Genomic DNA, 24,498 nt, shown 5'->3' on the forward strand with positions numbered 1-24,498 from the left:
ACCATGAGCGATCTGAGCGTAGGCGCGGCAAACAAGCCGCAGGCAATCGAAAATACCGCGGACATCATCCGCAAGGTGGCGTGGCGGCTGATGCCGCTCATCATGCTGTGTTATCTCTTCGCGTTCTTCGACCGCATCAACATCAGCTTCGCGAAGTTTCAGCTGCAAAGCTCGCTCGGCTTTTCCGATACGGCTTACGGCCTTGGCGCGAGTCTTTTCGTGATCGGTTATGTGCTGTTCGAAGTGCCGAGCAACATGTTGCTCTACAAGGTCGGCGCGCGGCGCTGGATCGCGCGCATCATGATTTCCTGGGGCATCGCAACCGCCCTCATGGTTTTCGTGCAGACGGAGTGGCAGTTCTACGGACTGCGCTTCATCATCGGCGCGATGGAGGCAGGCTTCGCGCCGGGCGTGCTGTATTACCTGACGTTGTGGTTTCCGGCGAGCTATCGCGGGCGCATCACGTCGCTGCTGTTTCTCGCGTCGGCGTTTTCGGGTCTGGTCGGCGCGCCGCTTTCGGGTCTCGTGCTCGGTCATATGAACGGCGTGTTCGGCATCGCGGGGTGGCACTGGCTGTTCCTGCTCGGCGGCCTGCCGTGCGTGCTGCTCGGCGTGCTGGTGCTGAAGGTGCTGAAGGACCGCATCGATGACGCCGCGTGGCTCACGAGCGCGGAAAAGACCTGTCTGAAGAGTCAGATTTCGACGCAGAGCCAGCATACCGACACCGGCCATTCGCTGTTCGGCGCGATCAAGACGCCTGGCTTCCTGATGCTCGGCCTGATCTACTTCCTGATCCAGATCGCGTCGTATGGCCTGAACTTCTGGGCGCCGCACCTGATTCGCGCGGCGGGCACGCAGAATCCGACGATCATCGGTCTCCTGACGGCGGTGCCGTACATCTGCGGCGCGATCTGCATGGTCGTGGTCGGCCGCATGTCGGATCGCTCGGGCGAGCGCCGCAAGTTCGTCGCGATACTGCTCGTGATGGCCGCGGCGGGCTTCTTCGCGGCGGGCATCTTCGACAAGCAGACGACGCTTCTCATCGCCGCGCTCGGCGTGATGGGCGCGGGCGTGATCGCGTCGATCCCGGCGTTCTGGGCGCTGCCGCCGAAGCTCCTGACCGGCGCGGGTGCGGCGGGCGGCATTGCGCTGATCAACACGCTGGGGCAACTGGGCGGCATCGTGAGCCCGGTGATGGTCGGCCGCATCCGCGACACGATGGGCAGCACGACGCCCGCGCTGTACGCGATCGGCGCGATGAGCGTGGTGTGCGCGCTGTTGCTGCTGTTCGGATTGCCGCAGTCGCTCAGGCAGCGCGATCATTCGGAGCACACGGGCTGACGCGGCACCTGTCGCGAAGGTCAGAACGCCCGGCGGAACCTCGTTCATCCGCCGGGCGTTTTCTCATCTGTCCCGCCTCAACCCTTCCACGTCCACTCACGAATCTCGTCGCGGTCGATGCCTTCTTCGTGCGCGTACCGCACGCTCTCGATGATCTGATTCTTGAGCCATTCCTTCGTGTGCGCGCTGCTGCCGGCGATGCGCGGCACGCGGTCGATCACGTCGATCGCAAGCGTGAAGCGATCCACGCCGTTGATGATCGCGAGCTCGAACGGCGTGTTGATGTTGCCCCGCTCGCGATAGCCATGCACGTGCATGTTCTCGTGATTCGTGCGGTTATACGTGAGCTTGTGCACGAGCGTGGGGTACGAGTGGAAATTGAAGATCACCGGTTTGTCGCGCGTGAAGATCGAATCGAAATCGCGGTGCGACAGGCCATGCGGATGGTCCGTATCCGGCAACAGCCTGAAGAGATCGACGACATTGACGAAGCGGATTTTCAGGTCCGCGCAGTTGGCCTTCAGGATCTCGACGGCCGCGAGCGCTTCCATCGTCGCGATATCGCCCGCGCACGCGATCACGACATCCGGCTCCGCGCCCTGATCCGTCGACGCCCAGTCCCAGATGCCGATGCCCTTCGCGCAATGCACGATGGCCTCGCGCATGCTCAGATACTGCAAGTGCGGCTGCTTGTCCGCGACGATCACGTTCACATAATCGTGCGAGCGCAGGCAGTGATCCGCGACGCTCAGCAGGCAGTTTGCATCGGGCGGCAGATAGATGCGCACGACGCCCGGGCTCTTGTTCGTGACGACATCGAGGAAGCCCGGGTCCTGATGCGTGAAGCCGTTGTGATCCTGGCGCCACACGAGCGACGTGATGAGCAGATTGATCGACGGCACCGGCGCGCGCCAGCGAAGCTCGTTCTTCGCCTTTTCGAGCCACTTGGCGTGCTGGTTGAACATCGAGTCGATCACGTGCACGAACGCTTCATAGGTTGCGAAGAGACCGTGGCGGCCGGTCAGCACGTAGCCTTCGAACCAGCCTTCGAGCGTGTGCTCGGAGAGCATTTCCATGACGCGGCCATCGATGGAGAGCGCGCCGCCATCTGCGTCCTCGGGCAGCGTCTGTGCGAGCCAGCGCTTGCCCGATGCTTCGTACACGCCATCGAGCTTGTTGCTTGCGGTTTCGTCCGGGCCGAAAAGACGGAAGCTCGTCATGTTGCGACGGATGACGTCGCGCAGGAAGGTGGCGAGCACGGCGGTCGGCGACTGATAGACACTCGCCGCGCGCTTGAACTCGAACGCGTAATCGCGGATATCGGGCAAGTCGAGCGATTGGCGCAGCACGCCGCCGTTCGCGTGCGGATTGGCGCTGATGCGCCGCGCGCCTTCGGGCGCGAGCGCGCGTAGCGTCTCGATCAGGCGGCCGTCTTCATCGAACAGTTCTTGCGGCCCGTAGCTGCGCAGCCAGTTCTCGAGCAGCGCGAGATTGCGGTGATTGCTGGCCGGATCGGCGATCGGCACCTGATGCGCGCGCCAGAAATTCTCGACCTTATGACCATCCACTTCCTTCGGCCCGGTCCAGCCTTTCGGTGTGCGCAGGACGATCATCGGCCAGCGCGGGCGCGTCACGTCTTGCGGATTGGCGCGCGCGTTGGCCTGTATCGCGCGGATATCGGCGATGCAGCGTTCGATCGTCGCGGCCATGCGCTGGTGCATCGTCCGAGGCTCGTCGCCTTCGACGAAATGCGGCGCGTAGCCATAGCCTTTGAAGAGATCTTCCAGTTCGTCGTGCGGAATGCGCGCGAGGATCGTCGGATTGGCGATCTTGTAGCCGTTCAGATGGAGGATCGGCAGCACGGCGCCGTCCGTCGCCGGATTGAGGAACTTGTTCGAATGCCAGGACGTGGCGAGCGGGCCGGTTTCCGCTTCGCCGTCACCGACGACCGTCGCGACGATCAGATCCGGATTGTCGAACGCCGCGCCGAACGCATGCGAGAGGCTGTAGCCGAGCTCGCCGCCTTCGTGTATCGATCCCGGCGTTTCCGGCGTGCAATGCGAGCCGATGCCGCCCGGCGACGAAAACGCGCGAAACAGCCTGAGCATGCCGCGCTCGTCGGCGCTGCGGTCGGGATAGATTTCCGAGTAATGGCCTTCGAGCCAGGAATTGGCGAGCGTCGCGGGCGCGCCGTGGCCGGGGCCGGAGACGAACAGCACATTCAGGTCGTCGCGCCTGATCAGCCTGTTCAGATGCACCCACACGAACGACTGGCCGGGGTCCGAGCCCCAATGACCGAGCAGCCGGCGCTTGATGTGCTCGGGCTTCAGGGGCTCGCGCAGCAGCGGATTCGCGCGCAGGTAGATCATGCCGACCGACAGATAATTGCAGGCTCTCCAGTAGGCGTCGATTCGTGCGAGGAGGTCGGGGTCGAGGGGCGTGGCGAGAGCGGTCGTGCGGGTGACGTCGTCGTTCAATTGCGTCTCCTTGAGAAGTGGGAGGATTGGTCGAGCGTCGTGCGTGCGCGTTCGCGTTCGCGCAAGATCGGATCCCGCGCGCTGTTCAATGATCGGAAACGTGTGTGGCGTTATGTTGGCAAGGACGGGCACGGCGCGCGAATCGGGCGCATCGGGCGCATCGGGCGAATCGGGCGCCGCCCTGAAACATCATAAGGCGGCTTGGGCGTTCTGACAGGCGGGTGCGTCACTCCATCGCCCGATGGCGGAGGTCGTGGTCCATCATAAGTGCCCGGTTGTCTTCCCACATGCCGAAATAGTGGACCATGAAGCTGTCCGGGCGCCGATAGATCCACGGCGTGTTGATGTCGATGAAAGACGACACGTGCACGTCCGGCAGCTCCTCGAATGCGCGAATGAACTGATGCTGATCGCCCTGGCTCGCGTAGACATGTGACTTGTCTTCCAGCCTTGCACACTCATCTATCACGCGTGCAAAGGCGTCGTAGTTTTGCTGATTGCGCTGAAAGCCCATGATGCCGGAATTGAAGCGCCACGTGCCCATATCTCTCGCAAGCACCGTTTGGCGCCCGTGCGTAAAGGGTTCGAGCCGCTGGTTCATGTCGTTGATGAGCACGTCGGCGTCGAGCCAGAACACCCATTGATGGTTCGGCAGGTACTCGCGCAGCAGCGCGGCCTTGAACCAGTTGCCGGAGGTCTTGCCGTCGTTCAGCTGCGCGGGAATATCGCGATGGACGTAGAGCGTGTATCCCTGACGCTCGCAGTAACGCCTGAAGTTCGCCTCCGCGATCCGCCCGTAGCCCGCGACGTTCGGCGTATAGAGCGTGACGATCGCAATCGGGCGGTTCGGCTGGAAAACGCTGTGCGCCGAAGTTTCGCGCACGCCGGTGTCGGTGAGCGTCAGATAGGGCAGGCCCCGCGCGCGGCATTCGTTGATGTGTTCGAGGAGCGCCGTGCGAAACCGCCGATGCTGTTTGTCGTCCTGGATGCTGACGGAGAACGCCGGCCAGTTGGCCCAGACGCTTTGGAGGTTCGACGCAGCCGGAACGACCACGAAGACATCGCCGATGCGGTGCTGAACCGGACACGCGGTGAAGTTGTGCAGCAACCCGGCCTCGCGCTCCGGCAGCACGACCCCGTAACGGCAACGTCCGACGAGATCCGCGACCTTCTCGCGGACCGTCGGCGTGTTGCGGAACATGAGGATGTCCGTCTGCGGCAGATCCGAATCGCTGCAAACGAGCAGCCAGTCACGGCCCGCCATGAGGTCGGTCAGGGGCGTCGAGCGCAGAAGGGCGGCGTTCTCGCTCAGCAGCAGCACGATTTCGTTGGGCTGGGCCTGTTGCAGATGGCGCAGGAGCGTTTCGTACTTGTAGAGCCAGCGCACGGCGTTGTTGCTGCCGGACAGTTCGGACAGGTCGAGCTCGACGTGGCGGTAGCCGTGCTCGCGCGCATAGTGGCGATGATTGACGAGCGCGGCGCGCGCGCGGTCGAACAGAAGGCTGATGACGATCATGGAAGCTGTGAACGAATGGAAATTACGCGAGGACGCACGCCGGGGCGACGCGCCGAAGCCGCTCGAATGAGCGAACCGTCTAGCATCGCCGGAAGAACGATCGGCTCGGATGGGAACGTTCCGAAAACCGCACGCAATACGCCATTTCTCAAGCACTCATAGAATGTCCCGATGACCCGAAAATCCGCTTCCGCGACCGACGCCTTGCAGGGCTTCCATCCCGCCGTCGCCGGCTGGTTCCGTTCGCGCTTTCCCGCCCCGACCGCGGCGCAGGCGCGCGCGTGGCCGCTCGTGCACGCCCGCCGCTCGACGCTCGTCGCCGCGCCGACGGGCTCGGGCAAGACGCTCACCGCCTTTCTCGCCGCCATCGACGAACTCGTGCGCGACGGCATCGCGCTCGGCGGGACACTGCCGGACGAGACGCGCGTCGTGTACGTGTCGCCGCTCAAGGCGCTGTCGAACGACATTCATGTGAATCTGGAGGAACCGCTCGCGGGGATCGCACAGACGCTGCGTGAATCCGGCGTGGGCGCGCCCGAGATTCGCGCGGCCGTGCGCACCGGCGACACGACGCAGCAGGAGCGCAACGCGGTGAAAAAGCGCCCGCCGCATATCCTCGTGACGACGCCCGAATCGCTTTACGTGCTGCTTTCGTCCGATTCGGGCCGCGCGATGCTCTCGACCACGCGCACCGTGATCGTCGATGAAATCCACGCGGTCGCGGGCAGCAAGCGGGGTTCGCACCTGAGCCTTTCGCTCGCGCGGCTCGACGCGCTGTGCGAGGACGCGGGCGGCCAGCGCCCGGTGCGCGTCGGCCTGTCGGCCACGCAAAAGCCGATCGAGCTCGTCGCGAAGTTTCTCGCCGGCGAGGGTAGCGAGGGCGGCGCCTGCGAAATCGTCGACGTGGGCCACGTCCGCGCGCGCGATCTCGCGCTCGACATCCCGCCGATGCCGCTCCAGGCGATCATGTCCAACGACATGTGGGAGCGCGTCTACGACCGGCTCGCGGAGCTCGCCGGGCAGCATCGCACGACGCTCGTTTTCGTCAACACGCGCCGCATGGCGGAGCGCGCGGCGCGGCATCTGACCGAGCGTCTAGGCAAGGAAGCGGTCGCGGCGCATCACGGCAGCCTCGCGCGGGAACATCGGCTGGACGCGGAACAGCGGTTGAAGCGCGGCGAGCTGCGCGTGCTCATCGCTACGGCGTCGCTGGAACTGGGCATCGATATCGGCGAGGTCGATCTCGTCTGCCAGCTCGGTTCGCCGGGGTCGATCGGCGCGTTCCTGCAGCGCGTCGGGCGTTCGGGGCATCACGTCGGCGGCGTGCCTAAAGGACGGCTTTTTCCGACTTCGCGCGACGATCTGATCGAATGCGCAGCGCTGCTCGACTGCGTGCGTCGCGGCGAGCTCGACGCGCTGACGATTCCGCGCGCGCCGCTCGACGTGCTCGCCCAGCAGATCACCGCCGAAGTCGCGTGCCGGGAGTGGGGGGAAGACGAACTCTTCGAGCGCATCACGCGGGCGTATCCGTACGCGACGCTCGACCGCGCGCATTACGAGGCCGTGCTGCGCACGCTCGCCGAAGGCTATACCGGCCGGCAGGGCGTGCGCGGGGCCTACGTGCATCGCGATGCCGTCTCGCGCACGTTGCGCGGCAGGCGCGGCGGCAAGATGACTGCGGTGACCTCGGGCGGCGCCATTCCCGACAACGCCGATTTCGCCGTGATCCTCGAGCCGCAGGGCCTGCAGATCGGCACGGTGAACGAGGATTTCGCCGTCGAGAGTCTCGCGGGCGATATCTTTCAGCTCGGTAATACGTCGTACCGGATCGTGCGCGTGGAAGGCGGGCGCGTACGCGTGGAGAACGCCAATGGCCAGCCGCCGAACATTCCGTTCTGGCTCGGCGAAGCGCCGGGCCGCAGCGACGAGCTGTCTCACGCGATATCGAGGCTGCGCGGCGAGATCGACGTGCGGCTCGCGCAAGGCAGCGTCGACGAAACCGTCGCGTGGCTGGCGGACGCGACGGGCATCGGCATCGAACCGGCGCGGCAGATCGTCGATTATCTGGCGCGCTCGCGTGCCGCGCTCTCGGTGCTGCCGACGCAGGACACGCTCGTCATGGAGCGCTTCTTCGACGAATCCGGCGGCACGCAGCTCGTGATTCACGCGCCGTTCGGCAGCCGTGTGAATCGCGCGTGGGGTCTCGCGCTGCGCAAGCGCTTTTGCCGCACGTTCAACTTCGAATTGCAGGCGGCGGCCACCGAGGATGCGATCGTGCTGTCGCTGACGGGCAGCCACAGCTTCGCGCTCGACGACGTCTGGCGCTATCTGAAATCAGCGACGGCGGAACACGTCCTGATCCAGGCGCTGCTCGACGCGCCGCTTTTCGGCGTGCGCTGGCGCTGGAACGCGACCAACGCGCTCGCGCTGCCGCGCTACAGCGGCGGGCGCAAGGTCGCGCCGCAATTGCAGCGCATGAAAAGCGAGGACCTGCTGGCGGCGGTGTTTCCGGACCAGGTTGCGTGCGCGGAGAACATCGCGGGCGAGCGCGACGTGCCTGCGCATCCGCTCGTCGAGCAGACCATCGACGATTGCCTGCACGACGCGATGGACAGCGACGCGTGGCTCGCGCTTTTGCGACGCATCGAAACGGGCGATGTGCGGCTCGTCACCCGCGAGTTGCCCGCGCCGTCGCCGCTCGCGGCCGAAATTCTGTCGGCGCGTCCCTACGCGTTCCTCGACGATGCGCCGATCGAGGAACGCCGCACGCAGGCCGTGCTCGCGCGCCGCTGGACCGATCCGCGCTCGGCGGACGATCTCGGCGCGCTCGATCCCGAAGCGATCGCGAGCGTGCGCGACGAGGCGTGGCCAGAGGTCACGAGCGCCGATGAAATGCACGAGGCGCTGACGACGCTCGCCTGCATCGCCGAAACCGAAGCGCAGCGCAGTCCCCAATGGCCCGCATGGCTCGAATCGCTGGCGCGCTCCGGCCGCGCGACGCGCCTGAGAGTCGCGGAGCACGACGCGTTGTGGACGCCCGTCGAGCGTCTCGCGTGCGTGCGCGCCGTCTACGGGCACGCGCCGATGCACCCCGCGCTGCACCCGCCGCCCGGCTTCGACGACGCCTGGGCGTCCGACGATGCGCTCGTCGAGATCGTGCGCGCGCGCTTGTCGGGCTTCGGACCGCTGACGGTGCCCGAGATCGCGCGACCGCTCGCGCTGCCCGCTTCGGCGATCGCGCTGGCGTTGACGCGGCTCGAAGCGCAGGGCTACGTGATGCGCGGACGCTTCACGCCGGGCGCTCAGGCCGACGAATGGTGCGAGCGGCATCTGCTCGCGCGGATTCATCGCTATACGGTGCGGCGGCTGCGCCGCGAGATCGAGCCCGTCGAGCGGCAGGATTTCATGCGCTTTCTGCTCGAATGGCAGCGCGTCGCGCCCGAGGCGCAAGGCGAGGGCCGCGACGCGCTGGGTGCCGTGCTGGAACAGCTCGAAGGATTCGAGGCGCCCGCCGTCGCATGGGAGGACGAAATCCTGCCGGCGCGCATTGCCGATTATTCGGGAATCTGGCTCGACGATCTCTGCCGAGCCGGCAAGCTCGTGTGGACGCGCCCGGCGGGACGTTCGCGCGCGTCGGGCGGCCCGGTGCGCGGCACGCCGATCGTGCTGCTGCCGCGCCGTCACCTCGGCGCGTGGAATGCGCTCATGCGCCCGGACGAAGCGCCGCAGCTTTCGTCGCGGGCCGAACGCGTCTTCGATGCGCTGAAAGCCCACGGCGCGATGTTCTTCGACGAGCTTCTCGGCGACGTGCGGCTCCTGCGCACCGAACTCGAAGACGCGCTCGGCGAACTCGTCGCGCTCGGACTCGTCAATGCCGACAGCTTCGCGGGCCTGCGCGCGCTCCTCGCGCCAGCGGCGAAGCGCAACGCGTTCGCGCGTCGTCCGAGGCGCGGCGGGCTCTTTATCGGCGGAATGGACGATGCCGGGCGCTGGGCACTGCTGCGCCGCGCAAAGCAGGACGATACGCGCGAGGAAGGCGATCTCGAGCACGTCGCGCTGACGCTCTTGCGCCGATATGGCGTCGTGTTCTGGCGGCTGCTGGAGCGCGAGGCCGAATGGCTGCCGCCGTGGCGCGATTTGCTGCGCGTCTATCACCGGCTGGAGGCGCGCGGCGAGATCCGCGGCGGGCGTTTCGTCGCCGGGCTCGCGGGCGAGCAGTTCGCGCTGCCCGACGCGGTGCCCCTTTTGCGCGACATGCGCAAACGGCCGAAGGACGGCGCGTTCGTCGCGCTCTCGGCGGTCGATCCGCTCAATCTCGTCGGCACCTTGCTGCCGGGCGAGAAAGTGCCGGCGCTCGCGGGCAATCGCGTGCTGTATCTCGACGGCCTGCCGGTCGGCGCGGTCGTCGCCGGCAAGACACGTTATTTCGGCGATGTCGAAGGAGAAGGGCGCGAGCGCGTGCGGCTCGCGCTCGTCAAACGCTCGGCGCGCTCGCTCGGTACGTCGTTCGGTAGCGGGATGACGGGCACCGGCTTGCCGGTGCGCCATTGACGCAGCGAGGGAGGCGGTCCCTCGCTGAAGGCGACGTCACTTCTTCGCGACGATTCTGGTCGTGAACGGCCCGGTCTGCACGGCCGGCACGTCCTTCACCGGCACGCCCGGATAGTCGACGACACGATTCACGTTCGACGCCGGCCGGAAGCGAAACGACGCCCGCACGCCATCGCGCGCACCGCCGACGATCGTGTGCATCGCCTGCCTGTCGAGTTCGACGCTGTCGGCGAGATCCCTGATTTTGAGGACGGCCATGGATGTTTCCTCCAGAGTGGGGAGTCGTAGTCGAGTATAGACAATCCGGCTTGCCGCACCGGACCGACTCCACGATCCGGCGCGCCATACATCGGACGGCAAACGCCAATGGCGGCGAAAGGCGCGAGCCTTCTGCCGCAAAGACGTTCGCCTCTAGCGAATGCGAAAGCCGTGCCAAAGCGCGATGTAACGCCAAAAATCGCGTAAGACCATGATTTGCCGACGTTTTATTCGACGCCGCCGGCATTGGGGAGGCTGATTAAGCGCGGGATCTGCCTGCGCCGCGCCGACACTCGCCGCCGATATGTCGGTCTCCGAACGACATGTGCGCGACGCCGCGCATGATCGCAAACGCCATTTGCGAAAGCGTCAGGCGAAGGCTAGTATCGAACGAGCACCGGGGTTTTGTTACGACAAGTAAGTTCGATCGATTCGGAGCCGCATCGCGACGCACAGATGACAAGTTTTGCGCAAGCGATTCGTACTTATCGGGGCGACGGCGGGTCGCGCGACGAGTTCTTTGCGGGAGTGGACGGCGCATTGGCGACCGAGCAGACTCCGGCAAAGCGGCTCATGGAGATCCTCGACGAGGAGCACGCGGCGCGACCCTTGCCGCCCGACATTTATGCGGCTATCCGCCGCCGCATCGAGCACGCGGCGCGCATGCACCCGGAAGCCGATTCCCCCACGGGCCCCGCGAGCCGCGACGAGACGCGTCTGCAAACATCACCGGGCTTTGCGCCGCCGCCGTCGCGCGATCCGAGCAGCGGCACCGGCAGCCAGGCGACGCAGGTGATCGCCGATCACGATCAGCAGATGAAAGGCGTCGGCGACACGCTCAACAGCCGCTTCGTGCTCGAAGAATGTCTCGGCATCGGCGGGATGGGCACCGTCTACAAGGCGCTCGACCTGCGCAAGCTGGAAGCGTCGGACCGGCGGCCGTATGTCGCGATCAAGGTGCTCAATCTCCAGTTCCGCGGCAATCCGAAATCGCTGATCGCGCTGCAGCGTGAAGCGCGCAAGGCCCAACAGCTCGCGCACCGGAACATCGTCACCGTATACGACTTCGATCGCGACGGCCAGATCGTCTATCTGACGATGGAATATCTCTCCGGCCAGCCGCTGTCCCGATTGCTTCGGAACCCGAATTTCAAGGGCATGCCGTTCTCCGAGGTCTTCCCGATCTTCAAGGGCATGGGCAACGCGCTCGCCTACGCGCACGAGCGCGGATTCGTTCATTGCGATTTCAAGCCGCCCAACGTGTTTCTGACGGACACGTCGGAAGTGAAGGTGATCGACTTCGGCATTTCGCGCGTCATTCAACGGCCCGAGGAAGAGACCGAGGCGACCGTGTTCGATCCCGGCAGCCTCGGCGCGATGACGCCCGCGTACGCGAGCCCGGAAATGATGGAGCATCGCGAACCTGATCCGCGTGACGATATCTATGCGCTCGGCTGCATCACCTATGAACTGCTGACGGGCAAACACCCGTTCGACCGCGTGCCCGCGCTGCAGGCGAAGAGCGCGGGCATGAAGCCGCAGCGCCCCGAGCATCTCGGCAACAGGCAGTGGAAGGCGCTGAAGGCCGCGCTCGCGTTCGAGCGCGAGGCGCGCACGCCGAGCGTCGTGCAATTCCTCGAAGAGATCGCCGAGGAGCACGCCGGCCCGACCACGGGCCGCAAGGCGAAGAAGGGCGGCGCGCCGAAGCTCGCGATCGGCGCGGCGGCGGTCGTGGCGGCGTTGATCGCGGGGGCGGGCTACTACTTCTACGAGCAGTCGGGCGCAGGCGAGGAAGCCGCGCGCGAAGCGCCGTCACGGTCGTCCGAGGGCAGCGCCACGGGCGCGGTGACGCCGCACGCGCCCGAGACCGCGGCGCCGGCTTCCAGCGTGGCGGTCACGCCCGCCGTGCCGCCGACGCCCGTTCCCCAGCTCACGATGGCGGCCGTCACGCCTGTGCTCGCGAGCGTGCCGTGTTCGGCGCTCGTCGCGTCGGTGCACGATCAGACCGTCGACGTGCAGGGCTTCGTGTCGCAGAAGTTCGGTCTCGCGCGCCTGAAAGAGGCGCTCGGCCGCGTGCCAGGCGTGAAGACCACGAACTTCGGCGTGCAGCAGGTCGCCGACGACAAATGCGACCTGCTCAAGGTGTTCGGCCCGTTCTGGACGGCCAACCGGCAGTCGGGCAGGCCGGCGTCGGTGCATACGCGTTCGCGCGCGACGCGCCTCACCGAAGGCGATCCGCTGATCGTCGATCTGATGACGCCCGCGTTCGAGTCCTACGTCAGCGTCGACTACTACATGCTTGATGGCAGCGTCGTGCATCTGGTGCCCAATTCGCGCTCGCGCGACAACCAGGCGCCGGCGAACTACACGGCGACCATCGGCACGATGGGCGACTGGGTCGTCGGCAAGCCGTTCGGCTCGGAGATGATCGTGCTGACGGTCGCGCCCGCGCCGCTCTTCGACTCGGCGCGCCCCGACAGCGAGGCGAAGCCCGAATATCTGCGCGCCGTAGAAAAGCGCCTCTCCGCGCTCGCGGGCAAGTACGGCCGCGACCGCGTGGCCGTCGATATTTTCCAGATCACGACGCAGGCCAGGAAATAACAGCGGCTCAGGGCTTGATCGCGGAGGCCAGCACGCAAGGCATCGGGATGAGCAGCTCGCCGTGCGCCGTGTAGGCCTTCACGCGCGTTTTCACTTCCTGCTCGATCGCGGCGAGCGCGCTCCTCGACTGCGCGCGCAGCAGCGCCGCCATGCGCACGCCGCCGTGCATCAATCCGTCGAGCGGCGTTTCGGGCAGCACGAGATGCCAGGTCTGCTCGACTTCGACGGCGCGCGCATCGACAAAGCCCGCTTCGGTCAGCACGCGCACGCATTCGCCGGGATCGCTGAAACGGAAGAAAGGCGGCGCGGGCGGCATGCCGACATCGGGCTTGCCGTGAAGCTGGATCGCGTCGAGCACCATGCCGAAGCCGACCGCACGCTCAGGCAGCGCCCACGCCGTGAACGCGACGCGGCCGCCCGCGCGCAGCACGCGCGCCGCTTCGCCGAGTGCGCGTTCGGGCTCGGGAAAATGCAGCATGCCGAAGCTGATCCCGACGGCATCGACGCTTTCGTCGTCGAACGGGAGATGGGCCGCGTCGGCGATCTGAAATTCGATCTCGGGATGAAGCTGGCGCGCATGCGCGATCATCGACGCGGAGAAATCGACGGCCGCCGCGGTCGCGCCGCGCTCGATCGCCGCCGCGGCGAGATAGCCGGGGCCCGCGGCGACATCGAGCATGCGCGTACCCGGACCGACTGCGAGCGCATCGAGCAGCGCGGGATGCGACTGAACGGTCAGCCTTCCAAAGTAATCCTCGTACGAGGGGACAACATGCTCCCAGCCGTTCTTCTCGAACGCCGCGAATTCATCGAATTGCATGACGCACCTCCGCTCGCCGCGCACGCGGCTTGCCATTGCCGGAGGCCGGGCCTCGTCAAGGACGCGCGAGGCTAGGTCTTGGGCTTCTCGATTGAAGCTTTCAGTTCCCTCAGGGCGTCTTCCATTCGCTTGCTCACGAGCGCATAGGCTTCCGCCTGGGTCTGCTGAGTGGTGCGCGCGATGTCCTGCATGTCGGCGAGTGCGTTGTGCAGCGCGCGTTGCACGACTTCATTGGCATTGAACGGAGGTTGAGTCGACGTGTTGGCGAGTTGTTTTGCGATGGTTTCCAGATCGCTCAAAGTCCGGCGCAGTATTTCGACCTGTTTGTCGCGCAGCGCTTCCATGCCGCCGAACGCGACGCGGTTGGTCGCCGCGAGCGCTTCGACGTCCTTGCGCCGCGATTCCATGATCGCGGTGACATCGAACCCTGGAAGCTGGTACTGCTGGAACATGGCGGCAAACTGGCTGAACGGGTCGCTGAAATTTTGATTCATCGTGCCTCCCCAGGATTCTGTCGGTCGAATGCGAGCCATTCTTGCGGGCAAAGGCGAGGATGGCCCGAGCAGCATGCGCCGTCCGCGAAATCATGCCAACCTGCAGCCGGCACCTGATACTACCAATATAAGCGTTGGAAACGGGCAAGGGAAAACACCAGAACGGGCGTTTTCTTGCGCAGCCCGGCGCGCGTGACGAGGCGGCGCAGCGGAGTACTGGCGAGGTTGATACAGGTCAAGCCATGCCGAGCCGCGCAAACGACCATGAATCATGGCGGCGCGACATCGACACGAGCGCGATGCGGTGAGTCGGGCCGGCGCCGCCCGACGGCCGGGAGAACATCATGATCAGGGGTGAAGGGCGCATTGTCGCGGCCTTGGGCGCCGTGTTCGTGACGCTGGGCGGCATCGATGCGGCGCTGCGCGGCCTGCTCTTCGACGAGACGGCCGTGATGTACTACGGCGTGCTCGCAATTCTCATCGGGGCTGCGTCGTTCGTCGTGATGCTTACGCCGTTGCCGGGCGACGAGCCCTGAGATTGCGCGTTCAGATCAGCCTCCCTCTTCGCCGGCGAAAACGCCGTGCTCCGCCTTGATCTGTTCGCGGTCGATGCACTGCACGTGCCAGCGTCCGGTGCTCTTCGTCGCCGCGCCGTCCGCATACCACAGCACGCGCCCCGCGAGACCTTCGCTCGGACCATCCGGTGCGTCGACGTCGAGGCGCTCCAGCACGCAGATCGGGTCGCCGACTTTCTGGCCGCAAATCATCGTGCCGTTCTTTCCCGAACGCAGGCCGCCCCAGTCCGGCACTTCCACCGCCTGGTGACCCTCGCGCGACCAGCGGCGGGTTTCCTTGTCGAGCCACAGGATGGCGAAAGCCGCCGATTGAGCGCCTTCGAAGCCATCCAGCTTGACCGTGATACGCATGTCATCCTCCATGAAACGATTCGATGGACGAGACGCTCAGCGCTTTCGCGCTGGCCATGAGCGCCGTCGGTTGAATGGCGGCTTGCACCGCGCGTATTGTTGAGGCGTTACAGCGCGGTCTGCGGAGACCGCGATCAAGGTTCGAACTGCGCGCGGCGGATAAGTTTTAAGCGCGGCGCATGTAATGGGTTCCATCGCCGAGGCGCTCTGAAACTTGCTGTGCCGCAACAGCAAAGACAGTCGAACCGATAAAGCAAGACCGATGCCGAAACATGTTCGCCGCGCACTTTCACATCGGCACTGCATGGGTTGAGTTTAGTACGACAATCTGACGCTTTGGAGACAAGCATCGGAGGCATATCGACGCATGTGGGCCTGAGTCCAACTCGATGAATGCGGCGCATCATCGGGCGATTGGGGGCTAGAACGACGCTCGTTGGTCGTGCACATGTGCACCACGTCGGCCTCGCGCGCCCCACGGCGACGCCGACACACGCGCTGCGCCGATGCGCGCTAAAACAAAAGCGCTGCGCTGCAATATCGAACGGCATGCATGCAGTAGCAACGAACTCAGGAGACGTATCCATGCGCGCAATGGTTTTCGACGGCAATGCCCCCGTTTTACAGATGCTCGACCTGCCGGATCCCACGCCGCATGCAGGCGAACTGCTCATCGACGTCCATGCGTGCGGCGTGTGTCGAACGGATCTGCATGTCATCGACGGCGAGCTCGCGCATCCGAAGCGGCCGGTGATTCCGGGGCACGAGATCGTCGGGACGGTCGCGCGACTCGGCGACGGCGTGACGGGCTTCGCGCCCGGCGATCGCGTGGGCGTGCCGTGGCTGGGTCACACGTGCGGACATTGCCGCTACTGCACAGCGGGCCGCGAGAATTTATGCGATACACACGGCTTCACGGGCTATACGATCGACGGCGGTTATGCGGACCGCGTCGTCGCAGATGCACGTTACTGCCTGCATCTGCCGCAGCGATATTCGGATGTCGAAGCGGCGCCGCTCTTGTGCGCGGGACTCATCGGCTATCGCACGCTCGCGATGGCGGGCGATGCGCAGCGCATCGGCATCTATGGCTTCGGCGCGGCCGCGCATATCGTCGCGCAGGTGGCGAACCATGAGGGTCGCTCGGTCTATGCGTTCACGCGTCCCGGCGATACCGCCGCGCAACGGCTCGCGCTCACTCTGAAGGCGCATTGGGCGGGCGGCAGCGACGAAACGCCGCCCGACGAACTCGACGCCGCGCTCATCTTCGCGCCGGCCGGCGCGCTCGTGCCGGCGGCGCTCAAGGCGGTCGCGAAGGGTGGCGCCGTGGTGTGCGGCGGCATCCACATGAGCGACATTCCTGCATTTCCGTACGACCTGCTCTGGGGCGAGCGCCGCGTCATGTCGGTGGCGAATCTCACGCGCGAGGACGGGCGCGCGTTCATGGACATCGCCGGGCAGTTTCATCTGGATCTGCACACGACACCTTATCCGCTCGGCGAAGCCAACCGCGCGCTCGCCGATCTTCGCGAAGGCAGGCTCACGGGCGCGGCGGTGCTGACGGTCCGCGCGTAGTCCGGGAAAATCGACGAACGTTCGTCAGTGGTGTTCGAGCATCGTGCGATCGACGATGCGCACTTGCCGCCCGTTGAGACCGATCGCGCCCTCGCGTTGCAGCTTCGACAGCATGCGGCTCACGGTTTCCAGTTCGAGTCCGAGATAGCTGCCGATGTCCGAACGCGTCATCGGCAGGATCAGTTCGTTCGCATGTTCGCGGGCTGGAGCAGTGCACGCGTCGAGGCGCTCGGAGAAATCGAGCAGGAACGCGGCGACGCGCTCGCGCGCGGGCATCGTGCCGAGCATCAGCGCGAGACGCGACGCGCGCACGATTTCCGCGCTCATGATCGCGAGCAGCTCGTGCTGCATGGCCGCGTACTCGCGGCACAGGGGTTCGAGTATGCCGACCGGCATGATCCGCACGACGCTTGGCTCGAGCGCGATGGCGTCGCTTTCGTGCCGCCCCGTGCACACCCCGTCGAGGCCGAGCGTTTCATTCGCGAAGTGAAAACCCGTGACCTGCGTGTGCGGAGCGCTGTCGTCGCTGACGCTGGGATACGTCGCGACGGCCTTGAAGCAGCCGCCTTGCACCGTATAGAGGCTGCGCAGCGGCTCGCCCGTGCAATAAAGCGCGTCGCCGCGCTCGACGGTACGGGTCGGAAACGGAATGGCGTCGGTGTCCGAGAAGCGGACGTGCAGCGTCGGCGCGGCGCGCCTGACCGAGGCGTCTGGGTGGATCGACGGTTCCATGACGGGTTTCCTCCTACAGACTCAGTATGGTTCACGGATGAAGGAAAGGAAAACCCGGTGCGTCTGCGGCGCGACGTTCAGAATTCGACGTCCAGTTCGTCGATCTCTTCGGCTTCCTGCTGCGCATCGGCGATCCACTGGCGCATTTCCGGCATGGCGAGAATGCGCTCGCCGTACGCGACGATATCGGCGTCGAGCTTTACGTCGTAGGTGACGAAGCGCGTGACGACCGGCGCGAACATCGCATCCGCGCACGTGCGTTCGCCGAAAAGATACGGACCGCCGTATTGCGCGAGACACTCGTGCCAGATGGTCACGATGCGCTCGATGTCGGTCTGCGCGCGCGCCCACACCTTGAAGCCGGGAAAGTGCGCCTTGAGGTTCATCGGCAAGGCGGAGCGCAATGCGGCGAAGCCCGAATGCATCTCGCCGCAGATCGCCCGGCAATGCGCGCGCTCGGCACGTTCCTTCGGCAGCAGGCGGGCGCCGGGGCGCACTTCGTTCAGATACTCGCCGATCGCGAGGGTGTCCCAGACCTTGATGCCATCGTGAAAGAGACACGGAACGAGAATCGATGGCGAGAGCAGCAGCAGCTCGGCGCGCGCGCCGGGATCGTCCGCGGGCATCACGACTTCCTCGAACGGCAGTCCGCTGAACTTCGTGAGCAGCCAGCCGCGCAGCGACCAGGACGAATAGTTCTTGCTGCTGATGGTAAGCGTGGCGTTCGCCATGAGGTTCTCCTCGCGCGTCGTGCACCAAGACGGATCGAGCGCGGCGCGTGCGGGCACCGAAAGGCGGCAAAACGCGCTCGTGAACGGTAGCGGTGCAAAGGGTATGCCAGTCGCTCGGTCGGGTGAGCCGTCGCCACGGTCGACTGGCATACGTATTGCCTTGTTTCGTTGCTCCAATTCGACGCATGCGCGGCCCGCGTGCAAGAGAGATGAATCCCTTTGCTTACGCGGGCTATCAGGCCTGGTCCGATTCGATGCTGCCGATACGCCACGCCGCCTCGCTCGCGGGCGGCGCGCTGCGGGTCTGGAAGGAGATCGGCGCAACGCCGCAAGGCCGCGGCCTTAACGCGATCTGCGAACTGATCGAGCTTGCCGGACTCACGCACGCGCGGCCGGCGTTCGGTATTGCGGAAGTGGACGTCGAAGGCCAGCCGATGCGCGTCGTGGAAGAGGTGACGGCGCGCACGCCGTTCTGCGACCTGCTGCATTTCCGCAAGGCCGATGTGGCCGTTGCGCAGCCCCGCGTGCTGCTCATCGCGCCGATGTCGGGCCACTTCGCGACGTTGCTGCGCGGCACCGTGCGCACGATGCTCGCCGACCACGACGTCTATATCACCGACTGGCGCAATCCGCGCGACGTGTCTCTGATGCACGGCCGCTTCGGCTTCGACGAGTACGTGCAGCACATCATCGACTTCATCGAAACGATCGGGCCGGGCGCGCATCTGCTCGCGGTGTGTCAGCCGACCGTCGCGGCGCTCTCGGCGGTCGCACTGATGGCCGAGGACCGGCATCCCGCTGAGCCGGCGAGCATGACGCTGATGGCCGGTCCGATCGACACCCGCGTGAATCCCACGCGCGTAAACGAGCTCGCGAAGAGCAAGCCGATCGAATGGTTCGAGCGCAACCTGATCGGGATGGTGCCGTTCGGCTTCGCGGGCGCGATGCGGCGCGTCTATCCCGGCTTCATGCAACTGGGCGCGTTCATGTCGATGAATCTCGCGCGCCACCTCGAATCGTTCGAGGAGATGCATCGTCAGCGCGCGAAGGGCGATCCCGCTCAGGCCGACGTGATCCGTGTTTTCTACGAGGAATACTTCGCGACGATGGACCTCACCGCGGAGTTCTATCTGGAGACCGTCGATACGGTGTTTCAGCGGCACGCGTTGCCGTTGAAGCAACTCGAAGTGCGCGGCCGCAAGGTCGATCCGTCGGCGATCCGGCGCACTGCGCTCTTCACCGTCGAGGGCGAGCGCGACGACATCTGCGCAGTCGGCCAGACGCTCGCCGCGCAGGATCTGTGCGACAAGCTGCGGCCGTACCTGAAGGCGCATCACGTGCAGACGGGCGTCGGGCACTACGGCGTATTCAACGGCAAGCGCTGGGAGCGGCAGATTTATCCGCGCATCCGCGCGTTGATCCACGACAACGAGCCGAGTCCCGCCGGCGTCAACGCGCGCGCGCAGCCGATGGTCCCGTTGCAGGCGATCGCACCGCTCGCGCGCGAATCGACGGTCGTCGAGGAGCAGGCGCAAGCGGCGAAAGAGGGCGGCGCGAAGCAGGCAATCGCCGATCCCGACGACGCACACGCCACGAAATAGCGTCAGCTCGCCGCCGCGCCGGAAAGCGGCAGCACGATGCGCGATTCCGCTCCGCCGCCTTCGCGTGCGCGCAGCTCGAGCGTGCCGCCATGCAGCCGCGCGATGCGCTCGACGATCGCGAGACCGAGGCCCGTGCCTTTCGGCTGGCCTTCGCCGCCACCGCGTTTGAACGGTTGCTTGAGCGCTTCCGGATCCTGTTCGCCGAGTCCCTTGCCGCGATCCGCGATCACGATGCACGCGGCATTCGCCCGCGCGTCGGTCCACGTGCGCACTTCCAGCCCGGTCACGCCGTACAGCACCGCGTTCTGCATCAGGTTCATGAGCATGCGCAACATGCTGATCGGGCGAAACGGGAACGGTTCGATGTGGCCGAGATCGAGCGCGAACTCGTGTCCCAGTCCCGCGAAATCGGCAGCGAGACTGGCGATCAGCGCATTCAGATCACCGACGATGGGCGTCTCCTTCGCGCCGCTGCCCGCGTAATCCATGAACTGCTGAAGAATCGTGTCGATGGTGTCGAGATAGCCCTCCGCCGATGCCGCGAACGCCGCATCCTTCGCAGGCACGGAGGACATCGCCATGGCGAGGCGCAGCTTGGTCATCGGCGTGCGGATGTCGTGCGAGATGCCTGCGAGCATCAGCGCGCGCGTCGCTTCGGCTTCCTTCAGCGCGGCCGTCATGCGGTTGAACGCGCCGCTCACTTGCGCGATTTCGGTGGGGCCGTCCGTCGGCAGGACGCCCGGCTCGCCGCCCGCGGAAACGAGCCGCGCGGCATCGGCGAGATGCGCGAGCGGGCGGTTCAGGTGGCGCTGGATCACATAGGCCGTCGCGAACGCGAGCGCGCCGAGTCCAAGCGACAGAAGGAGGGCGGTCACGAGGCCGTCGTCGTGTGCCGCTTCGGGCACCGGCAACGCAAGCCAGCGCGGCTCGCCCGACAGATGCGCGCGGATCCACAAGCGTTGCTGGCCGTCGTCGGCCGTTTCGCCGCCTTGCCAGCGCACGAGCATGCCGGCGGGCAAGTGCTGCCGCAGGCTCTCGATGAACGTCTGACGCTGATACGTTTGATAGAAGCGCAAGCGCGATCCCGGCGCCGTCTCGTGCGCGCCGGCGGGCAAGTCGCGGCGCAGGTCGAGGTGCGCGGCGACTGTTTGCGCGGCGTCGGGTGGCGTTGTTTGCAAAAGCGTGTCGAGCGTGACGATGTAGCTTGCGAACGTCGCCGCCGCCCGCTCGATGCGCGGCGTCTGGATGAAGTGCAGCAGCACCGCGATCGCGCATACCTGGCTCACGGCGACGAGCGCGACCAGCAACAGGATGTTGCGCGCGAAGAGCGAGCGCGGCACGAAATGGACGCGACGCACGGCGCTCACGATTCGATTTCGGCGAGCAGCATGTAGCCGACGCCCCAGACGGTCTTGATGAAGCGCGGCTTGCCCGGGTCTTCCTCGACGATCTGACGCAGCCGCAGCACCTGCACGTCGATGCTGCGATCGAGCGCATCGTGATCGCGGCCGCGCGTGCGGGCGATGAGGTTGTCGCGGCTCACCGCGCGGTTCGGCGACGAGCCGAGCGCATGGAGCAACTGCATCTGCGCCGAATGGATATCGAACGGCTCGCCGTTGCGATAGAGCTTTTGCCTCGCGAGATCGAGGCGGAATTCGCCGAAGCGGACGACCTGCTGCGTGTGCGTCGGATCGCCGGCGGCGATTTTCTGGCGGCGCAGCAGCGCGCGCACGCGAGCGACGAGTTCTTGCGGCAGGAAGGGTTTGGCGAGGTAATCGTCGGCGCCGGTTTCGAGGCCGATCACCTTGTCGACCGGATCGCCCTTGGCCGTGAGCATCAGGATAGGCAGCGTCTGGCCTTCGGCGCGCAGGCGCTTGCAGACCGAGAGGCCGTCTTCGGGCTCCATCATCCAGTCGAGCACGAGCAGGTCGTAAGGCTCGCGCTGAAGGTAGCGGTCGAGCCGCTTGCCGTTCTCGACGACGCGGACCTCGAACCCCTGCGTACTCAGAAAACGCTGCAGCATGTTGCGCAACTCGGCTTCGTCGTCGAGCACGATGATCTTCGGCAGGGTTTCCATGGATGCTCCCGGATCAGCGTTGCGTGGCGTGCTCGCGCATGAAGGCTTCGATCTGCGGCAGCGTCACGTAGCCGTTCTTCTGTGTGTCGATCTCATCGAAGTGCCTGGCCACCATCGGCATGCCGGCCGACGCCTGCTCGCGCGTGAGCTTGCCGTCGTGCGTCGTGTTCGCGCTCGAGAAGCGGGTCTGCAACTGCCCGAGCGCGTGTTCCACGCGCGGACTCGCGCCCATCGGCTGGGTCGCGGTTTGCGCGAACGCGGCGCACGCCACGCATGCCGCAAGCATGACAAGAATTTTTCGCATGGCTTTCTCCCTGGCCGGATACGAATGAACGTCGACGGTGATGCCATTCTATTGAGCCGCACGGCGAACGCAATCTCACGGATGCTACGAATCATGTCGCCGGATTTCATGCGCGGATCCGCACGCTTTTGCCGACATGCGGCGACATAAGTTACGGCTCACGCTTGGCGCGACGCTTCGCTATCGTTCTCATCGCCGGCAGACGTGTTTCGTTCACGCTGCCGAATTCCATGTTCCACGATGCATGAGGACTTCACCATGAACATCCGTTTGCTTAGCGTCTCCGCCGTTGCCGCCATCAGCCTGACCTGCGCCAAAACCGCAGCGGCTGGAACGAGCGTGCAGGTTTCCTATGTCGCGCCGGCCGTCGTCTACGCGCCGCCGCCGCGTCCGGTGTACTACTACGCGCCGCCGCCGAGGCCGCCTTATTACTACGTGCCCGCGCGCACCGTAGTCGTCGCGCCCGTGGCGGTCGCCGTGCCTCCGCCTCCGCCGAGGCCGGTCGTCGTGGTGTCGCCGTATGTGGTCCCGCCGTCCGTCAGGATCACGTATGCGCAACCGGTGCTCGCGACGCCCGTCGTCGTGATGCATTGACCGATGCCACGCTCGCGTTTGCGTAATCCGGTGGCAGGAGCATAGTGCATCCCGGCCGCGCCCAATGCGTACTGCAATATGCAACCGATATGCAGCGATACGCGGCGATGCAATGCGCGCCTGCCTCCTATACTGAATGAACCGCGTCGACCCGATGGGCCGATGCGGCGGCGACCCGGCGCTTCGCGCCGTTTCATGGCGTTCCAACAGGAGGATCGAGCCATGCTATTCATCGTCAACTGGACTGCGCAGCCCGAGGTCGAACGCCAGGCGGCCGAGCGATTCATTCAAACCCGCGGCGCGCCGCCCGAGGGCATCAAGCTGCTTGGACGCTGGCATGCGATCGGCTCCATCTGGGGCGTCGCCGTATGCGAATGCGACGACATCGAGCCGCTCGCGTGCTGGGCGCACGAGTGGGCCGATCTGTTCATGTTCGACATCAAACCGGCGATCACCGACGAGCAGGTCGGCAAAATGCTGTTGGAATATGCGCAGCGACAGTAGACGAACACGCCGGCCGATTCGTCGTACGAACAGCGATGCACAGGCCGGTGAGTCAGGGTTTGTTTGGCTGGCAGCGGAACGGACAATGCGTCACTATCACAAACGTACTAGTTAGTTCAAATCTGAGCGCCGTTCGCGATCCTGCATTGTTGCCGCAAGAATGGCGCCTTCAAGGAGCGAAGCGTGACCCAATCCCCTACGAAAGAACCGTGCGTGATATCGGTTGCCATTACCGGCTCGGTCCCCCGCAAGAAGGACAATCCCGCCGTGCCGATCACGATCGCCGAACAGATCGAGAGTACGCATGAGGCGTATGAAGCGGGCGCGACGCTCGTGCATCTGCATGTGCGCGATGAAGATGAACGCTCCAGCTCGGACCGGCATCGGTTTGCGGACTTGCAGGAGGGCATCCGCAAGCATTGCCCGGACATCATCATCCAGTTTTCGACGGGCGGGCGCGGACGCTCGTTCGAGCAGCGCGGCGCGATGCTCGACTTGAAGCCTGACATGGCGTCGCTGGCGACGGGCTCGGTCAATTTTCCGACGATCGTCTACGAGAATCCGCCCGACTTCGTACGCTCGCTCGCGCAGATGATGCTCGATCACAATGTGAAGCCCGAGATCGAGATTTTCGATCTGGCGATGCTCTATAACACCGTCGATCTGGTGAATCAGGGCTTGTTGAAGTCACCCGTGCACGTTCAGTTCGTGCTTGGCGTGAAGAACGCCTTGCCCGCGCGGCTCGAGATTCTCGAATTCGAAGTCGAGCAGTTGAAGAAGAACTTGCCCGATGCGACGTGGACCGCTGCGGGCATCGGGCGTCATCAGCTCGAAGTGAATCACTGGACGCTGCAGTTGGGCGGGCACTGTCGCACGGGGCTGGAAGACAACGTGCGCTGGGACAAGGACACGCTCGCGAAAAGCAATGCGCAATTGGTGAGTCGGGTGGCGTCGCTGTGCGCGGAGTATGGAAGGCCGGTGGCGACGGCGCAGGAGGCGCGGAAGTTGTTGTCGATTTGAGTGTTGTCCATGCGGGTCGAGGCGCGCCGTCGGGAAACCACGGCGCGCTTTTTGTTTGTCTTTTCACCTGCGCGGATCGTGACGCCGCCGATGCGGGTACGCGTCTGCATGTCCATTGGCGACGACGCGACCAGCGTCCTGCCCGCGCTTTCATCGATGGCCGACGCAGCTTCCCCGCCAGCGATCCCGCGCCCGAGGGCTCCGACGCATCGACGTGCGGATCGAGCAAAGTCGGCTCCGCTTAGCCTTCTGCGCAGCACGAAACCCGAACGTACAACCGAAATAAAATTCGTTGATATGTAAGCGACTCGGCACAACCGTTTCCCACTGCTGAATATTTCGACGCATGATGGGCGCGTTCAGCTTGACGGAGACA

20 protein-coding genes are annotated in these 24,498 nt (G+C 65.4%); 9 read left to right on the plus strand and 11 right to left on the minus strand.

Annotated elements, in window-relative coordinates; translation table 11 throughout:
* Positions 1-3 precede the first annotated feature (3 nt).
* Positions 4-1,341, plus strand: a complete 1,338-nt coding sequence (locus NCT32_RS16965; protein ID WP_061115874.1) for an MFS transporter — start codon at positions 4-6, stop codon at positions 1,339-1,341.
* Between the two features lie 77 nt (positions 1,342-1,418).
* Here NCT32_RS16965 and NCT32_RS16970 read toward each other — a convergent pair whose 3' ends face one another.
* Positions 1,419-3,818, minus strand: coding sequence for a phosphoketolase (locus NCT32_RS16970; protein WP_061115873.1), 2,400 nt, complete (start codon positions 3,816-3,818; stop codon positions 1,419-1,421).
* A 226-nt stretch (positions 3,819-4,044) separates the two neighbouring features.
* Positions 4,045-5,334 (minus strand): hypothetical protein, encoded by a 1,290-nt coding sequence (locus tag NCT32_RS16975; RefSeq protein ID WP_061115872.1) that lies wholly within the window; start codon positions 5,332-5,334, stop codon positions 4,045-4,047.
* 171 nt (positions 5,335-5,505) lie between these two features.
* Here NCT32_RS16975 and NCT32_RS16980 point away from each other — a divergent pair, with 171 nt between their 5' ends.
* Positions 5,506-9,885 (plus strand): DEAD/DEAH box helicase, encoded by a 4,380-nt coding sequence (locus NCT32_RS16980; RefSeq protein WP_250490450.1) that lies wholly within the window; start codon positions 5,506-5,508, stop codon positions 9,883-9,885.
* Between the two features lie 36 nt (positions 9,886-9,921).
* On the opposite strand, the gene NCT32_RS16985 is transcribed toward NCT32_RS16980, so the two are convergent.
* Complete coding sequence (locus NCT32_RS16985; RefSeq protein WP_061115870.1) at positions 9,922-10,143, minus strand: hypothetical protein; 222 nt, start codon at positions 10,141-10,143, stop codon at positions 9,922-9,924.
* A 456-nt stretch (positions 10,144-10,599) separates the two neighbouring features.
* On the opposite strand from NCT32_RS16985, the gene NCT32_RS16990 reads away from it, so the two are divergent.
* A complete protein-coding gene (locus NCT32_RS16990; RefSeq protein WP_250490451.1) occupies positions 10,600-12,744 on the plus strand; it encodes a serine/threonine protein kinase in 2,145 nt (714 codons plus the stop codon).
* A gap of 7 nt (positions 12,745-12,751) precedes the next feature.
* On the opposite strand, the gene NCT32_RS16995 is transcribed toward NCT32_RS16990, so the two are convergent.
* Together NCT32_RS16995 and NCT32_RS17000 are read right to left on the minus strand one after the other, a co-directional pair.
* Positions 12,752-13,564 (minus strand): class I SAM-dependent methyltransferase, encoded by an 813-nt coding sequence (locus NCT32_RS16995; protein ID WP_061116099.1) that lies wholly within the window; start codon positions 13,562-13,564, stop codon positions 12,752-12,754.
* A gap of 71 nt (positions 13,565-13,635) precedes the next feature.
* Complete coding sequence (locus NCT32_RS17000; RefSeq protein ID WP_250477413.1) at positions 13,636-14,133, minus strand: phasin family protein; 498 nt, start codon at positions 14,131-14,133, stop codon at positions 13,636-13,638.
* Positions 14,134-14,402: 269 nt separating this feature from the next.
* Between NCT32_RS17000 and NCT32_RS17005 the strand changes: the two genes are divergently transcribed.
* Positions 14,403-14,594: a DUF2964 family protein gene (locus NCT32_RS17005; RefSeq protein WP_061115867.1), complete on the plus strand. Its 192-nt coding sequence runs from the start codon at positions 14,403-14,405 to the stop codon at positions 14,592-14,594.
* A 15-nt stretch (positions 14,595-14,609) separates the two neighbouring features.
* On the opposite strand, the gene NCT32_RS17010 is transcribed toward NCT32_RS17005, so the two are convergent.
* The gene (locus tag NCT32_RS17010; RefSeq protein WP_061116098.1) at positions 14,610-14,984 is read right to left on the minus strand and encodes a DUF3564 family protein; all 375 of its coding nucleotides are present in this window, start codon (positions 14,982-14,984) and stop codon (positions 14,610-14,612) included.
* A gap of 585 nt (positions 14,985-15,569) precedes the next feature.
* On the opposite strand from NCT32_RS17010, the gene NCT32_RS17015 reads away from it, so the two are divergent.
* Positions 15,570-16,559 carry a zinc-dependent alcohol dehydrogenase family protein gene (locus NCT32_RS17015; protein ID WP_250490452.1) on the plus strand — a complete coding sequence of 330 codons (990 nt, stop codon included), beginning with the start codon at positions 15,570-15,572 and terminating at the stop codon, positions 16,557-16,559.
* A gap of 24 nt (positions 16,560-16,583) precedes the next feature.
* Here NCT32_RS17015 and NCT32_RS17020 read toward each other — a convergent pair whose 3' ends face one another.
* Together NCT32_RS17020 and NCT32_RS17025 are read right to left on the minus strand one after the other, a co-directional pair.
* Positions 16,584-17,291 (minus strand): Crp/Fnr family transcriptional regulator, encoded by a 708-nt coding sequence (locus NCT32_RS17020; RefSeq protein ID WP_061115865.1) that lies wholly within the window; start codon positions 17,289-17,291, stop codon positions 16,584-16,586.
* 77 nt (positions 17,292-17,368) lie between these two features.
* Entirely contained in the window at positions 17,369-18,022 is a 654-nt protein-coding gene (locus NCT32_RS17025) for a glutathione S-transferase family protein (protein ID WP_061116097.1), read from the minus strand.
* Between the two features lie 209 nt (positions 18,023-18,231).
* On the opposite strand from NCT32_RS17025, the gene NCT32_RS17030 reads away from it, so the two are divergent.
* Positions 18,232-19,623 (plus strand): polyhydroxyalkanoate depolymerase, encoded by a 1,392-nt coding sequence (locus NCT32_RS17030; RefSeq protein ID WP_061115864.1) that lies wholly within the window; start codon positions 18,232-18,234, stop codon positions 19,621-19,623.
* Between the two features lie 2 nt (positions 19,624-19,625).
* Here the strand turns inward: NCT32_RS17030 and NCT32_RS17035 are convergent, their stop codons facing one another.
* From NCT32_RS17035 to NCT32_RS17045, 3 genes are read right to left on the minus strand one after another with little or no spacing between them, the layout of a single operon-like run.
* Entirely contained in the window at positions 19,626-20,990 is a 1,365-nt protein-coding gene (locus NCT32_RS17035) for an ATP-binding protein (RefSeq protein WP_061115863.1), read from the minus strand.
* Positions 20,987-21,700: a response regulator gene (locus NCT32_RS17040; protein WP_061115862.1), complete on the minus strand. Its 714-nt coding sequence runs from the start codon at positions 21,698-21,700 to the stop codon at positions 20,987-20,989. The genes NCT32_RS17035 and NCT32_RS17040 overlap by 4 nt, the downstream gene beginning before the upstream one ends.
* Before the next feature lie 13 nt (positions 21,701-21,713).
* Positions 21,714-22,004, minus strand: coding sequence for an EF-hand domain-containing protein (locus NCT32_RS17045; protein WP_061115861.1), 291 nt, complete (start codon positions 22,002-22,004; stop codon positions 21,714-21,716).
* 258 nt (positions 22,005-22,262) lie between these two features.
* Here NCT32_RS17045 and NCT32_RS17050 point away from each other — a divergent pair, with 258 nt between their 5' ends.
* The 3 genes from NCT32_RS17050 (at position 22,263) to NCT32_RS17060 (ending at position 24,122) form a co-directional block, all read left to right on the plus strand.
* Positions 22,263-22,598, plus strand: coding sequence for a hypothetical protein (locus NCT32_RS17050; RefSeq protein ID WP_250477414.1), 336 nt, complete (start codon positions 22,263-22,265; stop codon positions 22,596-22,598).
* Positions 22,599-22,820: 222 nt separating this feature from the next.
* Positions 22,821-23,102: a DUF3303 domain-containing protein gene (locus NCT32_RS17055; protein WP_061115859.1), complete on the plus strand. Its 282-nt coding sequence runs from the start codon at positions 22,821-22,823 to the stop codon at positions 23,100-23,102.
* A gap of 183 nt (positions 23,103-23,285) precedes the next feature.
* Entirely contained in the window at positions 23,286-24,122 is an 837-nt protein-coding gene (locus tag NCT32_RS17060; RefSeq protein ID WP_061115858.1) for a 3-keto-5-aminohexanoate cleavage protein, read from the plus strand.
* Positions 24,123-24,498: the final 376 nt, after the last annotated feature.

Source organism: Caballeronia sp. INML2 (assembly GCF_023631365.1).
GTDB classification, from domain to species: Bacteria; Pseudomonadota; Gammaproteobacteria; order Burkholderiales; family Burkholderiaceae; genus Caballeronia; species Caballeronia turbans.